16 protein-coding genes, 1 tRNA gene and 2 rRNA genes are annotated in these 18,604 nt (G+C 52.9%); 4 read left to right on the forward strand and 15 right to left on the reverse strand.

Annotated elements, in window-relative coordinates:
• The 3 genes from rrf (ACTJI7_RS16630) to rrf (ACTJI7_RS16640) form a co-directional block, all read left to right on the forward strand.
• Positions 1-110 (forward strand): 5S ribosomal RNA (gene rrf, locus ACTJI7_RS16630); the annotation flags it as partial.
• Between the two features lie 14 nt (positions 111-124).
• Positions 125-200 (forward strand) — tRNA-Thr (locus tag ACTJI7_RS16635).
• 43 nt (positions 201-243) lie between these two features.
• Positions 244-359 (forward strand): 5S ribosomal RNA (gene rrf, locus ACTJI7_RS16640).
• 106 nt (positions 360-465) lie between these two features.
• Here the strand turns inward: rrf (ACTJI7_RS16640) and ACTJI7_RS16645 are convergent.
• The 7 genes from ACTJI7_RS16645 to ACTJI7_RS16675 all read right to left on the reverse strand — a co-directional run bounded on the left by ACTJI7_RS16645 (position 466) and on the right by ACTJI7_RS16675 (position 9,854).
• Positions 466-1,224: an amino acid ABC transporter ATP-binding protein gene (locus ACTJI7_RS16645; protein WP_041907797.1), complete on the reverse strand. Its 759-nt coding sequence runs from the start codon at positions 1,222-1,224 to the stop codon at positions 466-468.
• Between the two features lie 7 nt (positions 1,225-1,231).
• Positions 1,232-2,335: an amino acid ABC transporter permease gene (locus ACTJI7_RS16650; protein ID WP_063155257.1), complete on the reverse strand. Its 1,104-nt coding sequence runs from the start codon at positions 2,333-2,335 to the stop codon at positions 1,232-1,234.
• Between the two features lie 9 nt (positions 2,336-2,344).
• Positions 2,345-3,526 (reverse strand): amino acid ABC transporter permease, encoded by a 1,182-nt coding sequence (locus ACTJI7_RS16655; RefSeq protein WP_063155258.1) that lies wholly within the window; start codon positions 3,524-3,526, stop codon positions 2,345-2,347.
• A 67-nt stretch (positions 3,527-3,593) separates the two neighbouring features.
• On the reverse strand, positions 3,594-4,619 hold the full coding sequence (locus ACTJI7_RS16660) for an amino acid ABC transporter substrate-binding protein (protein WP_047367025.1): 1,026 nt from the start codon (positions 4,617-4,619) through the stop codon (positions 3,594-3,596).
• Positions 4,620-5,066: 447 nt separating this feature from the next.
• Positions 5,067-5,288, reverse strand: a complete 222-nt coding sequence (locus ACTJI7_RS16665; protein ID WP_008502867.1) for a lipoprotein — start codon at positions 5,286-5,288, stop codon at positions 5,067-5,069.
• A 301-nt stretch (positions 5,289-5,589) separates the two neighbouring features.
• Positions 5,590-8,703: an efflux RND transporter permease subunit gene (locus tag ACTJI7_RS16670; protein ID WP_045630750.1), complete on the reverse strand. Its 3,114-nt coding sequence runs from the start codon at positions 8,701-8,703 to the stop codon at positions 5,590-5,592.
• A gap of 11 nt (positions 8,704-8,714) precedes the next feature.
• A complete protein-coding gene (locus tag ACTJI7_RS16675) occupies positions 8,715-9,854 on the reverse strand; it encodes an efflux RND transporter periplasmic adaptor subunit (RefSeq protein ID WP_063155259.1) in 1,140 nt (379 codons plus the stop codon).
• A gap of 384 nt (positions 9,855-10,238) precedes the next feature.
• Here ACTJI7_RS16675 and envR point away from each other — a divergent pair, with 384 nt between their 5' ends.
• Positions 10,239-10,955: an acrEF/envCD operon transcriptional regulator gene (gene envR / locus ACTJI7_RS16680; protein ID WP_063155260.1), complete on the forward strand. Its 717-nt coding sequence runs from the start codon at positions 10,239-10,241 to the stop codon at positions 10,953-10,955.
• Here envR and ACTJI7_RS16685 read toward each other — a convergent pair.
• The 8 genes from ACTJI7_RS16685 to ACTJI7_RS16720 form a co-directional block, all read right to left on the reverse strand.
• Positions 10,871-12,952: a putative bifunctional diguanylate cyclase/phosphodiesterase gene (locus tag ACTJI7_RS16685; RefSeq protein ID WP_440670440.1), complete on the reverse strand. Its 2,082-nt coding sequence runs from the start codon at positions 12,950-12,952 to the stop codon at positions 10,871-10,873. The genes envR and ACTJI7_RS16685 overlap by 85 nt on opposite strands.
• A gap of 138 nt (positions 12,953-13,090) precedes the next feature.
• Positions 13,091-13,255, reverse strand: a complete 165-nt coding sequence (locus ACTJI7_RS16690) for a DUF2556 family protein (protein ID WP_014885446.1) — start codon at positions 13,253-13,255, stop codon at positions 13,091-13,093.
• Positions 13,256-13,434: 179 nt separating this feature from the next.
• Positions 13,435-13,731, reverse strand: coding sequence for a DNA-binding transcriptional regulator Fis (fis, locus tag ACTJI7_RS16695; RefSeq protein ID WP_000462905.1), 297 nt, complete (start codon positions 13,729-13,731; stop codon positions 13,435-13,437).
• 23 nt (positions 13,732-13,754) lie between these two features.
• Positions 13,755-14,720, reverse strand: a complete 966-nt coding sequence (gene dusB, locus ACTJI7_RS16700) for a tRNA dihydrouridine synthase DusB (RefSeq protein WP_193532843.1) — start codon at positions 14,718-14,720, stop codon at positions 13,755-13,757.
• Between the two features lie 330 nt (positions 14,721-15,050).
• Entirely contained in the window at positions 15,051-15,791 is a 741-nt protein-coding gene (locus ACTJI7_RS16705; protein ID WP_088204335.1) for a carbonic anhydrase, read from the reverse strand.
• Positions 15,792-15,928: 137 nt separating this feature from the next.
• Positions 15,929-16,810 carry a 50S ribosomal protein L11 methyltransferase gene (gene prmA / locus ACTJI7_RS16710; RefSeq protein ID WP_041907816.1) on the reverse strand — a complete coding sequence of 294 codons (882 nt, stop codon included), beginning with the start codon at positions 16,808-16,810 and terminating at the stop codon, positions 15,929-15,931.
• 11 nt (positions 16,811-16,821) lie between these two features.
• A complete protein-coding gene (gene panF, locus ACTJI7_RS16715) occupies positions 16,822-18,273 on the reverse strand; it encodes a sodium/pantothenate symporter (RefSeq protein WP_440670509.1) in 1,452 nt (483 codons plus the stop codon).
• A complete protein-coding gene (locus ACTJI7_RS16720) occupies positions 18,263-18,505 on the reverse strand; it encodes a YhdT family protein (RefSeq protein WP_440670443.1) in 243 nt (80 codons plus the stop codon). Before ACTJI7_RS16720 ends, panF begins: the two co-directional genes overlap by 11 nt.
• Positions 18,506-18,604: the final 99 nt, after the last annotated feature.

Genomic DNA, 18,604 nt, shown 5'->3' on the forward strand with positions numbered 1-18,604 from the left:
GGCTTTAGCGCGGTGGTCCCACCTGACCCCATGCCGAACTCAGAAGTGAAACGCCGTAGCGCCGATGGTAGTGTGGGGTCTCCCCATGTGAGAGTAGGGAACTGCCAGGCATCAAATTTAGCGTGCTGATATGGCTCAGTTGGTAGAGCGCACCCTTGGTAAGGGTGAGGTCCCCAGTTCGACTCTGGGTATCAGCACCACTTTATACTTAGGTTAAAGTTCGGCAAGAAGTAAAAGAATTTGTCTGGCGGCTTTAGCGCGGTGGTCCCACCTGACCCCATGCCGAACTCAGAAGTGAAACGCCGTAGCGCCGATGGTAGTGTGGGGTCTCCCCATGTGAGAGTAGGGAACTGCCAGACATCAAATAAGTGAAAAGGCCATCCGAAAGGATGGCCTTTTTGCGTTTATGCGCCGGAAAAACGGTAGGCCGGGTAAGGCGAAGCCGCCACCCGGCAGAGCAAACGACTAATGTATTACCTGCGATAAAAATGCTCGCGTACGTTCTGACTTCGGATGCGCAAAGAACTCATCCGGCGGTGCCTGCTCAACAATCTCGCCGCGGTCCATAAAGATCACCCGGTCGGCCACGGTTCTCGCGAATCCCATCTCATGCGTGACGCACAGCATGGTCATGCCGGATTGGGCCAGCCCAATCATGGTATCCAGAACCTCCTTCACCATTTCCGGATCCAGCGCAGATGTTGGTTCGTCAAACAGCATGATTTTGGGTTTCATGCACAGCGAACGGGCGATAGCCACGCGCTGCTGTTGCCCGCCCGAGATCTGACCAGGAAACTTATTGGCATGCTCCGCGATGCGTACGCGTTCAAGGTAGTGCATCGCCAGCGCCTCCGCCTCCTGTTTCGGCATCTTTCGCACCCAAATCGGCGCAAGCGTACAGTTCTGCAGGACGGTCAGGTGTGGAAACAGATTAAAGTGCTGAAATACCATTCCCACTTCCTGCCGCACGCGTTCGATATTGCGGATATCTTCATTCAGTTCAATACCATCAACCACAATGCGCCCTTGTTGATGCTCTTCAAGATGGTTAATACAGCGAATGGTTGTGGATTTACCTGAACCGGAAGGGCCGCAAAGGACGATGCGTTCGCCCTGCTTTACCTTAAGATTGATGTCCTTCAGGACATGAAACTGTCCATACCATTTATTGACGTTTTCCAGCGTAATCATCGCGTTGGCGGTTGTCATAGTCATTTGGCTCATAATTTCCTCAGTGCGGTGTACGCCCGGTGTTAAAGCGCTTTTCCAGATGCTGGCTATAGCGCGACATGCTAAAACAAAAGATCCAGTAGATCAGAGCGGCAAAGACATATCCCTCGGTGGACATACCCAGCCAGACAGGGTCAACGGTTGCCTGCTGCACGCTGCTAAAGAGATCGAACAATCCGATGATGATCACCAGGCTGGTATCTTTAAAGAGAGCAATGATCGTATTGACCAGCCCAGGGATAACCAGCTTGAGCGCTTGCGGAAGGATCACCAGCCCCTGCGTTTTCCAGTAACCGAGCGCCAGCGACTCCGCCGCTTCGTACTGGCCTTTAGGCAATGCCTGCAGGCCACCGCGTACAACTTCAGCGACATAGGCGGACTGGAAGAGAATCACTCCGACCAGGGCACGGATCAGCTTGTCGATCGTTGTACCTTCCGCCATAAACAGTGGCAGCATGACCGACGACATAAACAGTACGGTGATAAGCGGTACGCCGCGCCAGAACTCAATAAAGATAACGGAGAGCACGCGTACGACCGGCATTTTTGAACGGCGACCCAGGGCGAGTAAAATGCCCAACGGTAGCGCGCCGGCGATCCCTACTGAAGCGATAATCAATGTCAGCGTCAGACCACCCCACTGGCGTGTTTCAACGCGTTCCAGCCCCAGAAAACCGCCATACAGCAGCACCCAGACAATAATCGGATAAACCACCGCCCAGACGGCAATATAGCGTCCACGGTGAGGCAGCTTTTTCCAGAACATGACTGCAACAGAGAGCAGGCCGATAACCAGCGCCAGATTAATCCGCCAACGCTGTTCGTGCGGATACAATCCATACATGAACTGACCGAAGCGCTCATGAATAAACACCCAGCAAGCGCCGGCTTTTGTGCAATCAGCTCGGGTTGAACCGACCCAGTTGGCCTGTATAACCGCCCAGTTCAGCAGCGGAGGGAGCAATTCCCACATGAGCCACAGGCAGACAATCGTCAGCAGGCTATTACTCCAGCTGGAGAAGAGATTCTTGCGTGCCCAGAGAATAAAACGTCCACCCGTCGAGCTGGCAGGGGGCGAGGAGTGCGACAGTATCGCTTTTGTCATCATAGATCCTTAGCGCTCGACCAGTGCTATACGACGGTTATAAAGGTTCATCAGCAACGAAATGGCCAGACTGATGATTAGATAGACGGACATGGTGATGGCAATGGTTTCTATGGCCTGTCCGGTCTGGTTAAGCACGGTTCCGGCGAAGAGAGACACCATATCCGGATAACCAATGGCAGCTGCCAGCGATGAGTTTTTGACAATGTTGAGATACTGGCTGGTCAGGGGCGGAATGATCACCCGTAAAGCCTGCGGAATAATGACCTGGCGAAGCGTCACGGTATTCGGCAAACCGAGTGAACGTGCCGCCTCGTGCTGCCCGTAAGGCACGGCCTGGATCCCGGAGCGGATGATTTCCGCAATAAACGCGGAGGTATAAATTGAAAGCGCCAGCGTGAGTGCTGCCAGTTCAGGAATTAACACCATACCACCCTGGAAGTTGAACCCGCGTAGGTGAGGAATATCCCAGTGCAAGGCTGCACCAAAAAGCCAGTGAGCAACTAACGGTAAGCCAGCAATCAGCGCAGCGGCAACTGGCCATGTTTTACGAAGCTGTCCGGTTTTAATCTGATGCTTACGGTTATAGCGGAACAGGCCGACGGAAATCGCGAGCGCAACAATAATGGCGACGATAAAGGAGTAAATCCCTTCGGCCACCTGCGGAGAGGGAATGTATAACCCACGATTACTCAGGAAAAACAGCTCAAACGCATCGACGGCCTGGCGGGGACCGGGAAGATTACGCAGCACCGCGAAATACCAGAAGAAGATCTGCAGCAGCGGTGGGATGTTGCGAAACGTCTCAATATAGATGGTGGAAAGCTTTCGCAGCAGCCAGTTTTCAGAAAGACGCGCCAGCCCAATAAAGAAGCCCAGGATGGACGCGAAGACAATACAAAGTGCCGATACCAACAGCGTATTCAGTAAACCGACCACAAACACGCGTCCGTACGTGTCACCCTCCTGATAGTCGATAAGGTGCTGAACAATCCCAAAGCCCGCGCTGCGATCCAGAAACGCAAAACCGGAGGTGATACCGCGATTATTCAGGTTAGTGATGGTGTTATGGATGAGATACACGGCGATAAGAACAACCGCAACAATAGCAATAATCTGGAATAGCCAGGCGCGGACCGCGGGATGAGAAAAGGATAGCGATCCTTTTACGGCTGAGCGGCGATGGGACATAAAGAAACCTCAGTAACCATGACTCTGGAGTGGGCACTGCCCGAGCAGTGCCCGTTACAGCTATGACTTAACGTACTGGTGGCGCGTACTGAATACCGCCGTTATTCCAGAGATTGTTCTGGCCGCGTTTGATCTTCAGCGGGCTTTCCGATCCCACGTTACGCTCGAAGATCTCAGCGTAGTTACCCACCTGTTTGATGATGTTGTAAGCCCACTTGTTATCCAGCTTCAGATCCTTGCCGAAATCACCTTCTTTACCGAGCAGGTGCGCCATATCCGGGGTGGAAGGATTCGCCGCTTTCTCATCAACATTTTTCGAGTTGATGCCCATCTCTTCTGCATTCAGCATGGCAAACAGCGTCCAGCGAACGATAGAGAACCAGTCTTCATCGCCACGACGCACAACCGGTCCGAGAGGTTCTTTGGAGATAACTTCAGGCAGGACAATCCATTCCGCCGGATTGCTCAGCTTAATGCGTAAGGCATACAGCTGTGACTGGTCAGAGGCCAGGGTGTCGCAGCGACCGGATTCCAGCGCTTTGGCTGATTCATCCGAGCGGTCGAAAGTCACAGGGGTATATTTCATCTTATTTGCTTTGAAATAATCCGCGACGTTCAGCTCGGTATCGGTACCCGCCTGGATACACACGGTGGCGCCATCCAGTTCTTTGGCGCTTTTCAGGCCCGCTTTATTGTGGGTCAGAAAGCCGATGCCGTCATAATAGGTCACGCCCGTAAATGACATCCCCATACCTGCATCGCGGGAGGAGGTCCAGGTGGTGTTACGCGAGAGCATGTCAACCTCGCCGGACTGCAGCGCCGTAAAGCGCTCTTTCGCCGTCAGCGGGGTGTATTTTACTTTGCTGTCATCACCAAAAACCGCTGCTGCGACGCCACGGCAGACATCCACATCAATACCGGTAAATTTGCCGTTCGCATCGGCATAAGAGAAGCCAGGCAGACCGTCGCTGATACCGCATTGAACAAAACCTTTCTTTTTAACGGCATCCAGCGTCGTTCCCGCATGGGCTTGACCGGCTATGGCAAACAACATGCCTGCAACGGTCAGGCTGGCTATCATCGTCTTTTTCATAATGGATCCTGTGTGGCGAAATTTATTGTTATAGAAGCGTTTTTAAGCGCTTAACCTGTCTGTGGCATTGGCCAACGTTTATAAAGCAAACGTAATGCCAGTTTTGAGTTCAGCGAGATAAGAGAAAACTGAACGCTTAATGCAGAGTGTAGACAGGCTTAAATAAAATGAGCGCCCCGAAACAGTGCGAAATTACAACCTGTGCCACAAATTGGAGCAAAAGTTTTTACCGGGATGAAATAAAAAGAAGAGATAGTTTCTTAGGTGAATATTGGCAGAGTATTCAATAGTATTAATGTATGAAAATCATCAGAGATAAGAAAAAGGTGTTGTTAGCGGTTGGTTGAAATGAAATATAAGAATAAATGCGGAACTTTTTTATTTATTAGAAAATGGTGCACTCATTGAAAGCAAAAGCGCGGCCGGAGCCGTGCTTTCTGACAGATGTTACTTCGTCAGGGCAACAATACCTAACGTTAAACCCGCTACTGCGGCAGCGCCGCCGGCGATGGCACCCGCTGTTTCCCAGTTGTCCTGGGTGGTGCCTTTCATACAGGTATTGGTATGAACCAGTCGGCCCTGATCATCGTAAACCGGTACACAAGGAGAGTCGTGCGCGCAACCAGCAAGCAGCGCAGCGAGAAGTGCAACGGAAATGAATCTTTTCATGATGTTACCTCAATATTATTTCTTATTCGCTACATAGCCAGGAGAGCTATTAACGAACTGGAGATTATTTTACCACCAGGGTAAGTTCCCGTTACACGTGGAATAATCTCAAATTATGTAGTTTGTAAAAATCATGGAGAAAAAGCGTTTTCTGGATGAATTTATGGAGAGATTATGGAGTCGCAAGAGGGCGCTTTTACTTAATGCAAACTCATGAATTTTTAATTTGCGATTCAATAATGACTAATCCATTGTTTATATTAAAATAAAAAAGGCACCAAACGGTGCCTTCAGGGATACGTTAATCCTTATGGTTGGTAAACCGTCTCCGGACAACCACAAAGAAAACGGGCACAAAGAAAATAGCCAGAAGCGTTGCGGAAAGCATGCCTCCCATCACACCCGTACCGACGGCGTTTTGCGCGCCGCTCCCGGCTCCGGTGCTAATTACCAGCGGCATGACGCCAAGAATGAAGGCCAGGGAGGTCATCAGGATCGGGCGAAGGCGCATTCTTGAGGCTTCCAGCGTGGCCTCAATGATACCTTTACCTTCTTTATCCATCAGGTCCTTAGCAAATTCGACGATCAGGATGGCGTTTTTCGCCGATAACCCAATCGTCGTCAGCAGGCCGACCTGGAAATAGACGTCATTGTTTAACCCGCGCAGCGACGCTGCGAAAAGAGCCCCGATGACGCCTAACGGCACAACCAGCATGACAGAGAAGGGTATGGACCAGCTTTCATACAGTGCAGCCAGGCACAGGAACACCACGATCAGTGAAATGGCGTACAGTGCAGGCGCCTGGTTACCGGAAAGGCGTTCCTGATAAGACATTCCCGTCCAGTCATAGCCGATACCGGAAGGCAGTTTTGCCGCCAGGCTTTCCATCATCACCATGGCCTCACCGGTACTTTTCCCTGGGGCCGACTCACCGAGGATCTCCATGGACGGCATGCCGTTATAGCGTTCCAGACGAGGAGAACCGTAAACCCAGTGAGCGCTGCTAAAGGATGAGAACGGCACCATTTCCCCATTCGCGCTGCGCACGTAGAGATTGTTGATGTCCCCCGGCAACATTCGGAATTTCGCATCCGCCTGGACGTAAACTTTTTTCACGCGGCCATGATCGATAAAGTCATTCACATAGGTACCACCCAACGCCGTCGATATCGTCTGGTTGACGTCAGAAATGCTAATCCCCAGCGCCTGCGCTTTCTCCTGATCGACATCCAGTTTGAACTGCGGTGTATCCTCCAGGCCGTTAGGACGCACGCGAACCAGCAGGTCAGGGTGCTCTTTCACCATGCCGAGCAGCTGATTACGCGCCTGCGTCAGCTGGGTATGCCCCAGGTTTGCCTGATCGATAAGTTCAAAGTCGAAGCCCGTTGCGGTTCCCAGTTCGATAATGGCAGGCAGGTTAAACGGAAATACAAGGCCGTCTTTAATCTGGCTGAACGCTTTTGTCGCTCGGCCCACGATGGCCTCAACGCTATTTTTCTCCCCGGAACGTTCTTCCCAGGGCTTCAGGCTGACGAAGGCGATACCGGAGTTCTGGCCCTGACCGCTAAAGCTAAAGCCGTTAACGGTAAAGACGGATTCAACGTTCGCTTTCTCTTGGGTCAGATAGTAGTCCTGAACCTGGTCGAGAACCTGCTGAGTACGCGTCTGGGTCGCACCCGCCGGGAGTTGAACCATCGTCATAAATACCCCCTGATCCTCTTCAGGCAGGAAGGAGGTAGGTAAGCGCAGGAACAGCACCGCCATCCCACCGACAATAATGACGTACACCACCAGATAGCGGCCGGTCTTACGCAAAATACCGCTTACGCTGTTGCTGTAGTGCTCCACGCTCTTATCAAAGAGCGCATTGAACCAGCCAAAGAACCCCCCTTTCTTCTCATGATGATCGCCAGAAACGGGCTTAAGCAGCGTTGCGCAGAGTGCGGGCGTCAGGATCAGCGCAACCAGCACGGAGAGGGCCATGGCGGAAACGATAGTCAGCGAGAACTGGCGATAGATGGCGCCCGTCGAGCCACCAAAAAAGGCCATCGGGACAAAGACCGCCGAGAGAACCATCGCGATCCCCACCAGCGCGCCCTGGATCTGCTCCATCGACTTCTGCGTGGCCTCTTTCGGCGGCAGCTTGTCCTCTACCATCACGCGCTCAACGTTCTCGACCACCACGATGGCGTCATCAACGAGTAGCCCTATCGCCAGTACCATCCCGAACATCGTCAGGGTGTTGATGGAGAAACCGAACGCCGCAAGAACCGCGAAGGTACCCAGCAGAACCACCGGCACCGCGATAGTCGGAATGAGCGTCGCGCGCAGGTTTTGCAGGAACAGATACATGACCAGGAAGACCAGAACGATCGCTTCAAACAGGGTCTTCACCACTTCATGAATAGAAATTTTCACAAAAGGCGTGGTGTCATAGGGATAGACGACCTTCAACCCCTGCGGGAAGAACTGTTGCAGTTGCGCCAGTTTGCTCTTGATGGCTGCCGCGGTATCCAGCGCGTTTGCCCCGGTTGCTAGCTTAATCCCCAGGCCGGTTGCGGCCTGCCCGTTGATTTTGGTCACCATATTGTAGTTTTCGCCGCCGAGCTCAATGCGAGCGACATCCTTCAGGTGAACCATCGAACCGTCCTGGTTCACCTTGAGCGTCACGCGGCCAAACTCTTCCGGTGATTTCAGGCGAGTTTGCGCGATGATGGAGGCATTCAACTGCTGTCCGGGCACAGACGGCGTACCGCCCAACTGACCTGCCGCTATCTGGTCGTTCTGCGTTTTCAGTTGGTTGATAATATCCAGCGGCGTCAGCTGGTATTTATTCATCGCGTTGCTGTCGAGCCAGATGCGCATCGCATACTGGGCGCCAAACAGCTGAACGTCGCCGACACCCGTCGTTCGGCTGATAGCATCTTTGACGTTCGAGGCGACATAGTCGGAGATATCATCCTGAGTGAGGTTTTTGTTGTCCGAAACAAAACCAGCGACCAGCAGGAAGCTGCTGCTGGATTTCTCAACGCCAATCCCTTGCTGCTGTACCTCTTGCGGCAGCAGCGGCATGGCGAGCTGCAGCTTGTTCTGCACCTGCACCTGGGCGATGTCCGGATCCGTTCCTGACTCGAAGGTCAGTGTGATGGTGACATTACCTGCTGAATCGCTGGTGGAAGACATGTACATCAGGTTGTCGATACCGTTCATGTTCTGTTCGATAACCTGGGTCACGGTATCCTGCACCGTCTGGGCATCAGCGCCGGGGTAGGTCGCAGAAATCGCCACGGCTGGCGGAGCAATCGTCGGATACTGGGCGACGGGCAGTTTGAGAATGGCCAGCCCGCCTGCAATCATCAAAATGATGGCAAGTACCCAGGCGAAAACCGGCCTTTGAATAAAGAAATTAGCCATGTCGTCGTTCCTTAACTGGCGGGAGTCGTGGTGGTATCTGGCGTGGCGACGACGGTAGCCCCTGGTCTGACTTTTTGTAATCCGCTGACAATCACGCGGTCACCGTTTTTCAGCCCTTCCGTCACCAGCCAGCGGTCGCCAATGGCCTGAGGCGCAACGACGGTACGTGATTCAACCTGGTTTTTATCATTAACCACCAGCACGGTTGCGTCGCCTCGCGGCGTTCGGGTCACGCCCTGCTGCGGAACCAGAATGGCATCTGGCTGTGTGCCTTCATCAATGCGGGCGCGAACGAACATCCCCGGTAACAGCAGGTGTTGAGGATTCGGGAAAATGGCGCGCAGCGTGATTGAGCCGGTGCTTTCATCCACCGTAACGTCGGAGAACTGCAGGGTGCCTTTCAGCGGATAGGGCTGACCATTCTCCATCAGCAGCTCAACGCTGCTGGCCGTGTCGCCTTTTTGCAGGCTCGTCTGCTTCAGGCGCATAAATTCATTGCTCGACTGGGTCACATCGACATAAATCGGATCAAGCTGCTGGACCGTCGCCAGCGCTGCGGCCTGCCCGTTCGTCACGAGCGCCCCTTCCGTCACGCTGGATTTGCCGATGCGGCCATCGACAGGGGACGTTACTTTGGTATACGCAAGGTTGATACGTGCGCTTTCAACGCCCGCTTTTGCGGCGACAACGCTGGCATCTGCCTGCTGGGCCGTAGCCACGGCCTGGTCATACTCTTGTTTACTGACATACTGTGTTCCCACCAGTGGGAGATAACGTTTCACCGTCAGGTGTGCAATATTGGCCGCCGCCTGCGCCTTTGCCAGCTCGCCTTTCGCGCTGTCGTAAGCCGCCTGATAGGTCGAAGGATCAATTTGATAAAGTGAGTCCCCAGCTTTTACATCGCTACCTTCCGTGAAGTTGCGACGCAGAATGATACCGCTAACCTGTGGACGAACCTCCGCAACGCGGAACGCATCTGTTCTGCCCGGGAGTTCAGTTGTGACGGCCAGCGGCGCACTTTTCACGATATGGACGCTGACCTGAGGCGCCTGTGCATGTTGTTGTTGATTTTCCTGGCCATCGCATCCAGTGAGCAGTACAGCGCAGACAATGAAACCGGCTAAGGGTAAACGTCTGAAATGATTCGTCATGACTGTTCCTTTAAATACCCATTAACCGATGTTTGCCGTAGATCGGTAGTGGGGCAGAGGGAAAAAATAAAATGTAGCTGCGTATAATAATGAGGGTATTTAATGTTTTTTAATTTATAAGTGCGAATGACGAGGCCTGAGAGGAAAATCAGAATCAGTCCCGTAGAAAATACGGCTATACTTCTGCCCGCTAAATCAGGCTAATAGAGCTTAACCGGTAAATTTATCCATTTCGTGAATTTAATTCCGAGCATGTATTTAGATTGTTTATAGATTAAGTAAATTGACTTTTTTTGTGAAAAATTAAAACGGCTTTTAGTGAATACTTCCAGCCATCCGAACCTGATGTTATGTATATACCCTGCGAGTAAAGAGTAGCTGTCAATGGCGCGTAAAAAGAAAGAAGAGGCTCAACAAACCCGACAGCAGTTGATTGAGGCGGCTATCGGGCAGTTTGCGACGCGAGGCGTAGCCAGCACGACGCTGACGGATATCGCCGATGCCGCAAAGGTTACGCGTGGTGCTATCTACTGGCACTTTACCAGTAAAGCAGAGATATTTAATGCCATTTGGGAACAGCAATTACCGCTACGTGACATCATTCGCGACAGGCTTTCTCTCTCCGAAAATGATGATCCGTTGTTAATACTTCGTGAGCAATTCATTACTGCGCTTCAGTATATCGCACGCGAACCCCGTCAATGTGCGCTATTACAAATTTTGTATCATAAATGTGAATTTACTAGCGATATGATTTCAGAGGATGAAATTCGGAAACGTATTGGGTTCAATTATGATTCTTTGCGCGTTACGCTGGAGAAATGTATTTCTCGAAACATCATTTCGTCGCAGGTGAACGTTGAGCTGACCATGATCGTATTCCACGGTTTTTTTAGCGGCATCATTAAAAACTGGTTAATGAATACCGACAGTTTTAATCTTTATCAGCAGGCGCCAGCCCTGGTCGACAGTATTCTGGCGACACTCCCTCTCTTGCGCGTGTCGCCTCATAATGATTACGGCTCAGCGCCTGGCAACATTTCACCCCGTGCACAAAGCGCCTCGATGGTCTGCACGCTGGCGGGTTTACCTAACAGATAACCCTGTAAGGTATTACAGCCCAGCTCCGTCAAAAAGGCTTGCTGCGCTTCGGTTTCCACACCTTCGGCCACGACTTTCAGGTTAAGCGTTTTCGCGAGGGCCACAATCGCAGAGACAATGGTGGCATCCTCGCTTTCACCGCTTAACTCTTTCACAAACGCTCTGTCTATCTTCAGTTCACAGGCCGGTAAACGCTTGAGATACAGCAGGCTCGAATATCCGGTCCCAAAATCATCAATCGAGGCTTTCACCCCAGCATCCGTCAGCTCTGTCAGCACCCGCACGCTCTCATCGGGGTTGCTCATCGCCGTAGTTTCCGTGACTTCCAGGATCAACATTTCCGGCGGGACGTGATGACGCTCCAGGCAGTCGAGCACTGTTTTAACCAGCGAGGCCTGTTCGAACTGCAGCGTCGACAGGTTTACTGCCATTGACCAGTTTCGATGCCCCTGCAGATGCCATTCTCTCAGCTGGCGACAGGCTTCATTGAGCACCCAGTTACCAATAGGGATGATAAGCCCGGTTTTTTCCGCCAGCGGCAGGAAAAGATCCGGCGTCAGTAAACCCTGCTTCGGATGCTGCCAGCGCAGCAGCGCTTCAAACCCGAGGAGAGGGCCCGCGGGCGCGTGAAACTTTGGCTGATAAAGCAGGCGCAGTTCATTACGATCGACGGCCATCCACAGATCGTTCATTAACTGAAGATGGGTCTGCGCCAGAGTGTTCATGGAGGGCTGGAAAAAGTGATAGCCGTTTCGGCCCATATGCTTGGTGTGATACATCGCCGCGTCGGCGTTAAACATCAGCTCACGTTCGGTTTTGCCGTCGTGAGGGTACAGGGCGATACCAATGCTAAGCGTTACCACCAGTTCGTAGGGGTCGAGAGTGAACGGGCTATCGATCGCCCGCACCAGCGAATTTGCCAGCGAGGCCGCATCGTCCGGACCTTCTCCCTCAGCCAGCAGAACAAACTCATCGCCGCCAATGCGTGCAAGGGTAAACTGGCCCTTCAGGAGATGCAGTAGACGCTGCGTAACGGCGACCAGCAGCCTGTCACCGACATCATGGCCGTAGGCGTCATTGATGGCTTTAAAACCGTCGAGATCCATGAACATCAGGGCGAAATGGGTACCTTCACGGTCAGCTTTGCTGATGGCCTGATCGAGCCGGTCCTCCAGCAGGATACGGTTGGGCAGACGCGTCAGCGTATCGTGCAGCGCCAGCTGCGCAAGTTCCCGGTTCGCTTCTGCCAGCGACGAGGCCAGAAGGGCGGTTCGTGCCTGCAGGCGGGCATCCAGCATCGACACCAGCAGGGTGATCCCAAGAATAGAGAGCGCGACGAGGCTGACCAGCACGGCCAGCCAGCTGCCGTTAATACCCTGATGGTGAACCATGGTGGACATTGGAAACTGCGCGGCCTTCATCCCGGCGTAGTGCATACCGGCGATAGCAATTCCCATCGTGATGGCGGCACCCAGGCGCATCAGCACCACCTGAGCGGCTTCGTGACGCAGGCGGAAGGTCAGCCACAATGCTGCAAGCGAAGCGGCAAGCGCAATCACGACCGAAATGGCCACCCACAGCGTGTCCCAAACGATCCCCGGCCTCACCTCCAGCGCCGCCATACCGGTGTAATGCATGGCAACAATGCCGATTCCCATCACCAGAGCGCCGGGGAGCAGGCGGCGCATGCGCAGCTGTTCACAGCTGACGAGCCATAGCGCAAACAGTGACGACCCCACGGCGATGACCATAGATAAAATCGTCAGGGTCGCGTTGTAGCTCATGCTCATGGAGAGATCCATCGCCAGCATGCCGATAAAGTGCATTGCCCATATGCCAATACCCATCGCAACACCGCCTCCCGCCAGCCAGATGCGCGCTGCGACGCCCTGACTTCCGGCGACGCGTGCAGCCATATTCAGCGCGGTGTAAGCAGCAAGGATGGCAACAGCAAAGGAGAGGGCTACAAGGATAGGGTTGTATTGGCTAACCAGCATGGTCGGTTCTACTCGAGTATGACGTTACGCAGGAGAGGTTGAGAAGGGCGAGACATTATCACCGTCAGGTAACGGCTCAAAGGGATTTAAATCCCCGTTTTTAGTGGGTAATACGGGGAGGTTGGTGACGGCAGGGTGTTAATCGAGTTCTGAACAGTTCACTAATTTCAGCGGATTGACGGAGTTCATATTGCGGCACTTGTCGGTTTCGGTGCTCATCAGTTCAATCCACTGCATCAGGAGGGCATCGAATAGAAAAACGGAGATTGCAAAGACGACCAGCCACCAGTATTTACGAATCATTGTGTCATTCCGCGAGAAGAGAGCCACTGAAGTGGTGGAAATATACACGAAAAGAAGCGGTTTAAAAGCGGGATAAGCAAAGGTTTACAAAGCGTTGACGGTGAAAGAATAAGACAATAAAAAAGGCGCATCCCCATGCCAGGTAGCGCCTTTTTAAACAAGCATTTAACTGATTAGTATCAGTTCATGCCATATTTTTTCAGTTTCTTACGCAGAGTACCACGGTTGATACCCATCATCAGCGCAGCGCGGGTCTGGTTACCGCGGGTGTATTGCATCACCATGTCCAACAGTGGCTGTTCAACTTCAGCCAGTACCAGCTCATACAGGTCATTAACATCCTGACCATTCAGTTGAGCAAAATAGTTCTTCAGTGCCTGTTTAACCGAGTCACGCAGGGGCTTTTGAGTTACCTGATCCTGAGAGTTAACGGTAGAAACGGTCAGTACGTCAGAATTTACGCGTTGTTCGAACATAGTTCTGTCAGCTCTTTATTTCATTACGCAAGATTTTCGAAGTATGCCTCCAACGCCTCCAGCTGTTCGCTGGCATCCTCAATGGCGTTGAATGTGCGCCGAAACTGGTCATCTGGAGCGTGCTCCTGGAGATACCAGGAGACGTGTTTACGCGCAATTCGGTACCCTTTTGCCTGACCGTAGTGGTCATGCAGTTCCCGAACATGCGAACAAAGCAAGCGCTTTACCTCTGCCAGAGGCAGTGGGGCAAGCAGCTCCCCAGTGTCCAGATAATGCTGGATTTCCCGGAAGATCCAGGGTCTTCCCTGAGCTGCACGTCCTATCATCAGAGCATCAGCTCCCGTATAGTCGAGTACAGCCCTGGCTTTACGCGGGTCAGTTATGTCGCCATTCGCGATAATCGGAATGGAAACCTTCTGCTTAACTGCCCGAATGCTGTCGTATTCAGCTTCACCATTGAACAAACAGGCGCGAGTGCGTCCGTGGATGGTCAGGGCCTGAATACCACAATCTTCGGCCAGTTGGGCAATCTCTACACAGTTACGGTGTTCCGGCGACCAACCCGTGCGAATCTTCAACGTAACAGGAACGTCCACTGCGCTGACAACCGCCGTCAGGATAGCTTTCACCTGGTCGGGGTATTGCAGAAGGGCTGAACCTGCAAGCTTGCGATTCACCTTTTTGGCCGGGCAACCCATATTGATATCAATAATCTGGGCACCACTTTCCACGTTAATACGCGCGGCATCTGCCATCTCTTCAGGCACGCTTCCGGCAATTTGCACGGTGCGAATACCTGGTTCATCAATGTGCACCATCCGAAGGCGGGATTTATCGCTTTCCCAAACCTGCGGGTTAGACGACATCATCTCGGATACGGTTAAACCGGCTCCCATCTCATAGCACAGCGTCCTGAACGGCCGGTCGGTAATACCTGCCATTGGGGCTGCGATCAGGCGATTTCTAAGCTGGTGGTGTCCGATGCGCATGAGTTAAGAAATGACCATACTGTGACTGCAAGGCGGCGTATATTACGCATTTTTTGCACGAGATGAAAGGCCAAACTTTGAACAATCCACTGTTGTAGATCAAGGAATCGCCGCGCAATCTTTTCGTTTAAAATTATTCATTATTGAAATCATTGGGTTATGCGCTGATGGCTATTTTATGTGCGCTTACAATTTCCCGTAACTTCTCATCATTTCTGAATAAATGCGACAGATGAGCGGGATAATCTGCTGTTTTTAACAGCAGATTTCCCCACTTCTTTGCGATCTGCGTCGCATTTTAGAACATGATCTCAGGGCAAAAAATAGACGTTATTCGAGGATAACACGACCATGGAGGGACTGTACCGGCCGGTTATTATCGTGATGCATTGTGTGGGTGAATTTCTCGAGCTGACCGGCGGAGACCGTCAGAGGATGCTTAAGCACGATCCAGGTGACGCCTTCTGAACACGGTGGCGTTGTCAGCGAGCCGCTAAAGCGCCAGTACGTTTTATCTTCCGGCAGCAGCTTATTCAGGTTGAGCTCCTGCTTGATGGAGACGTTCAGCTCAGCCTGCTGAGGCATAACGTCCCACAGTTTATCAAGTTCACGGTTCTCTGCCCCTTTGTCGAACATGACCGCGACCACCGCCAGTTCCCCCTTCGCATTTTTATGCACAAGGTGCATTTCCATCGCGTAATGCTTGCCGTGTACGGTGTTTTCGCTCGGCGCGTGGAAGTGGAACTGCTGTAATGTCCAGGTTTGCTTATCCAGCGTGATAGTGTCGCGAGTGTCGGCCTGCTCGCTTGCCTGAATGGTATGGCCATTGTTTGTCAGCGTCACAGGGCCGTCAACGTAGTGCGTTTGTAGCGGGGAGAGATGGGCGTTAGCGGTTGAATCAATATCAATGGGAGACTGGTTCATTCCACTGTTACAGGCCTTGTACGCTTCATCCAGTTCACCCCAGTGCTCCGGTGAACTTTCTCCTTTGTAGCTCCAGTGTGATGCGCATGCTGAAGCCGAGATCATGCTCAGCGCTAACAGCGCTGCCTTGCTATAAACGTGTTTCATAATATTCATCCCGTGAATTTTTATTATCCAAATCAAAATTTATCAGTGTGATTTGTGGAGTTATTTTACCGGAGGCAGGCCAGGGGCGGGAGGAATATTGAGGAGAAAAGGCGTGGTCAGAGGACCACGCCAAATACTTATTTTTTACGACCGGTAATGCGGCACCACTCTTCTTTCTCTACAACCGGGTCGAGCGCAAAGAGATCGGCGTAGGCTTCGCAAACGCTCTCCGCCTGACTTGCCAGAATGCCGGAAAGTCCCAGCAGGCCACCCTCAACCGGCAGCACGCTGATTAATGGCGCCAGTTCACGCAGTGGGCCCGCGAGAATGTTTGCGACCACCACATCGGCTTTCATGGCTTCTGGCTGCGCTTCCGGCAGGTAGAGCTCCAGACGATCGGACACGCCGTTACGCTCGGCATTATCGCGGCTAGCCTGAATGGCCTGCGGATCGATATCGATCCCGATGGCTTTCGCCGCGCCCAGTTTCAGGGCGGCAATCGCGAGGATCCCGGAACCGCAGCCGAAGTCGATCACCGTCTTACCGTCCAGATCGAGACCATCCAGCCACTGCAGGCACAAAGACGTGGTTGGATGGGTGCCGGTGCCAAACGCCAGGCCTGGGTCAAGCATCACGTTCACCGCGTTTTCATCGGGAACCTCGCGCCAGCTTGGGCAGATCCACAGACGTTTGCCGAACTGCATCGGGTGGAAGTTGTCCATCCACTCGCGTTCCCAGTCTTTGTCTTCCAGCTGTTCGATTTTATGCGCGAAGCCTGCGCCCAGCAGCGGATGGTTTTCCAGAATCGCCACCACCTCTTTCATGTCGGTTTCGGCATCGAACAGGCCGATCACGTCGGTATCACCCCACAGGCGCGTTTCGCCCGGCAGCGGTTCAAAGACCGGCGTGTCGTGCGTGTCCTGAAAGGTGATGGAGACAGAGCCGGCTTCCATCAGCGCATCGCTTAGCTCTTCGGCGTTCGCGCCGGTTGTGTTCAGTTTTAGTTGGATCCACGGCATGGCAAAACTCTTTATTTATCAGTAGAAATCATAGCGGGTTGTGGGGCGGGCTGACCGAAACGGTTCCCCACCACAAACGCCAGTAAACTTAGCAGTAACGAAGGCACAATCGGATGGAAGCCCAGATACTGAATCTTAAATGTCGCAAGGATGGCATACAGCACACCGCCAACAATCATCGCGCTCAGCGCGCCTGCAGCGTTCGCGCGTTCCCAGTAAAGACCTAATACCAGCGGCCACAGGAAAACGGCTTCAAGCCCACCAAACGCAAGCAGGTTCAGCCAGATAATCATCTCCGGCGGACGCCATGCAGCTAACATCAGCAAAGCTCCTAACACCAGCGTAATGACGGCAGACATCCGCTTCAGGCGACGTTCATTTTCAACCTGCTCAGGGCGCAGGTTCAGATAGAGATCTTTAATGATCGTAGCGGAACTTTGCAGTAACTGGGCGTTAATGGTCGACATAATGGCGGCCATTGGCGCTGCGAGGAAAATTCCGGCGGCGAAGGGCGGCAGCACTTTAACCATCAGCGTCGGGATCACCAGATCCGGCACGGTAAGGTCGGGGATCACCGCGCGCCCTAATGCACCTGCCAGATGCATACCAAACATCAGGACCGCGACCACAATCGTCCCGATGATGATGCCCTTGTGAACGGCTTTACTGTCTTTATAGGAGATACAGCGCACGGCGGTATGCGGCAGACCAATCACCCCGAAGCAGACTAACACCCAGAACGAGGTCATAAAGGTCGGCGAGAGGATATCATCCGCGCCCTGCGGTGAAATCAGTTTCGGGTCAATCGCTTCCAGGGTTTCCACCGCATGAGTGAGTCCACCCGCGGCATGAACAATCCCCACCAGCAGAACAATCGTACCGATGAGCATGACCATTCCCTGCAGCGTATCGTTCAGCACGCTGGCGCGGAACCCGCCAAACGCGGTATAGAACGCGATGCTTACCCCGAAGATAAGCAGGCCTGTCTCGTAAGGGATCCCGGCCGCCGTTTCCAGCAGGCGTGCCCCGCCGATAAACTGTACGGTCATCGCGCCAATAAAGGCCACCAGCAGGCTTAAGCTCGCCAGCCACACCAGTAAGCGGCTCTGGTAACGGGCAAACAGCATGTCGTTGAGCGTGACGGCATTATAGCGGCGCGCCAGAATGGCAAATTTCTTACCAAGAATACCGAGGGAGAGCCAGACGGCAGGCAGCTGGATCATAGCCAGCAGTACCCAGCCTAACCCGTACTTGTAGGCCGCACCGGGGCCGCCAATAAACGAGCTGGCGCTGATATAGGTCGCGGTCAGCGTCATTGCCAGCACAACGCCGCCCATCGAACGGCTGCCGAGGAAATACTCGTTAAGAAAAGCACCGGTCGTTCTTTTGCGCATGGCGTAAATGGATAAACCAAACACGACCAGCAGGTATGCGACAAGCGGCAGAATGACTTCAAGCTGCATCATCGTCCTCCAGCGGAATATCCCGGTAGATAAATTTCACCATTGCCCAGCACAGCAGGATAAACACCAGCGGTACCAGCAGGCAGGCCATTTCGAACCAGTGCGGCAGGCCGGTGATGCCAATAGCGGAGTCATGTAAGTAAGCAGTCACTAACCATGCAGCAAGATAGAGAAGGGTCAGCCACAGCGCCCAGCGCGCTTCTTTATGGGCCTGAACAAAACGTTTGTCCATTTTTTGTCCCTTGTGGATGCAGAAAGCGGGGATTGTACATGATGGGGCTTTGCGATCCCCAGAAATAAAAAAAGGCCGGATAATCCGGCCTTTTAGCAA

Source organism: Enterobacter sp. 22499 (genome assembly GCF_052044815.1).
Taxonomy (GTDB): domain Bacteria; phylum Pseudomonadota; class Gammaproteobacteria; order Enterobacterales; family Enterobacteriaceae; genus Enterobacter; species Enterobacter bugandensis.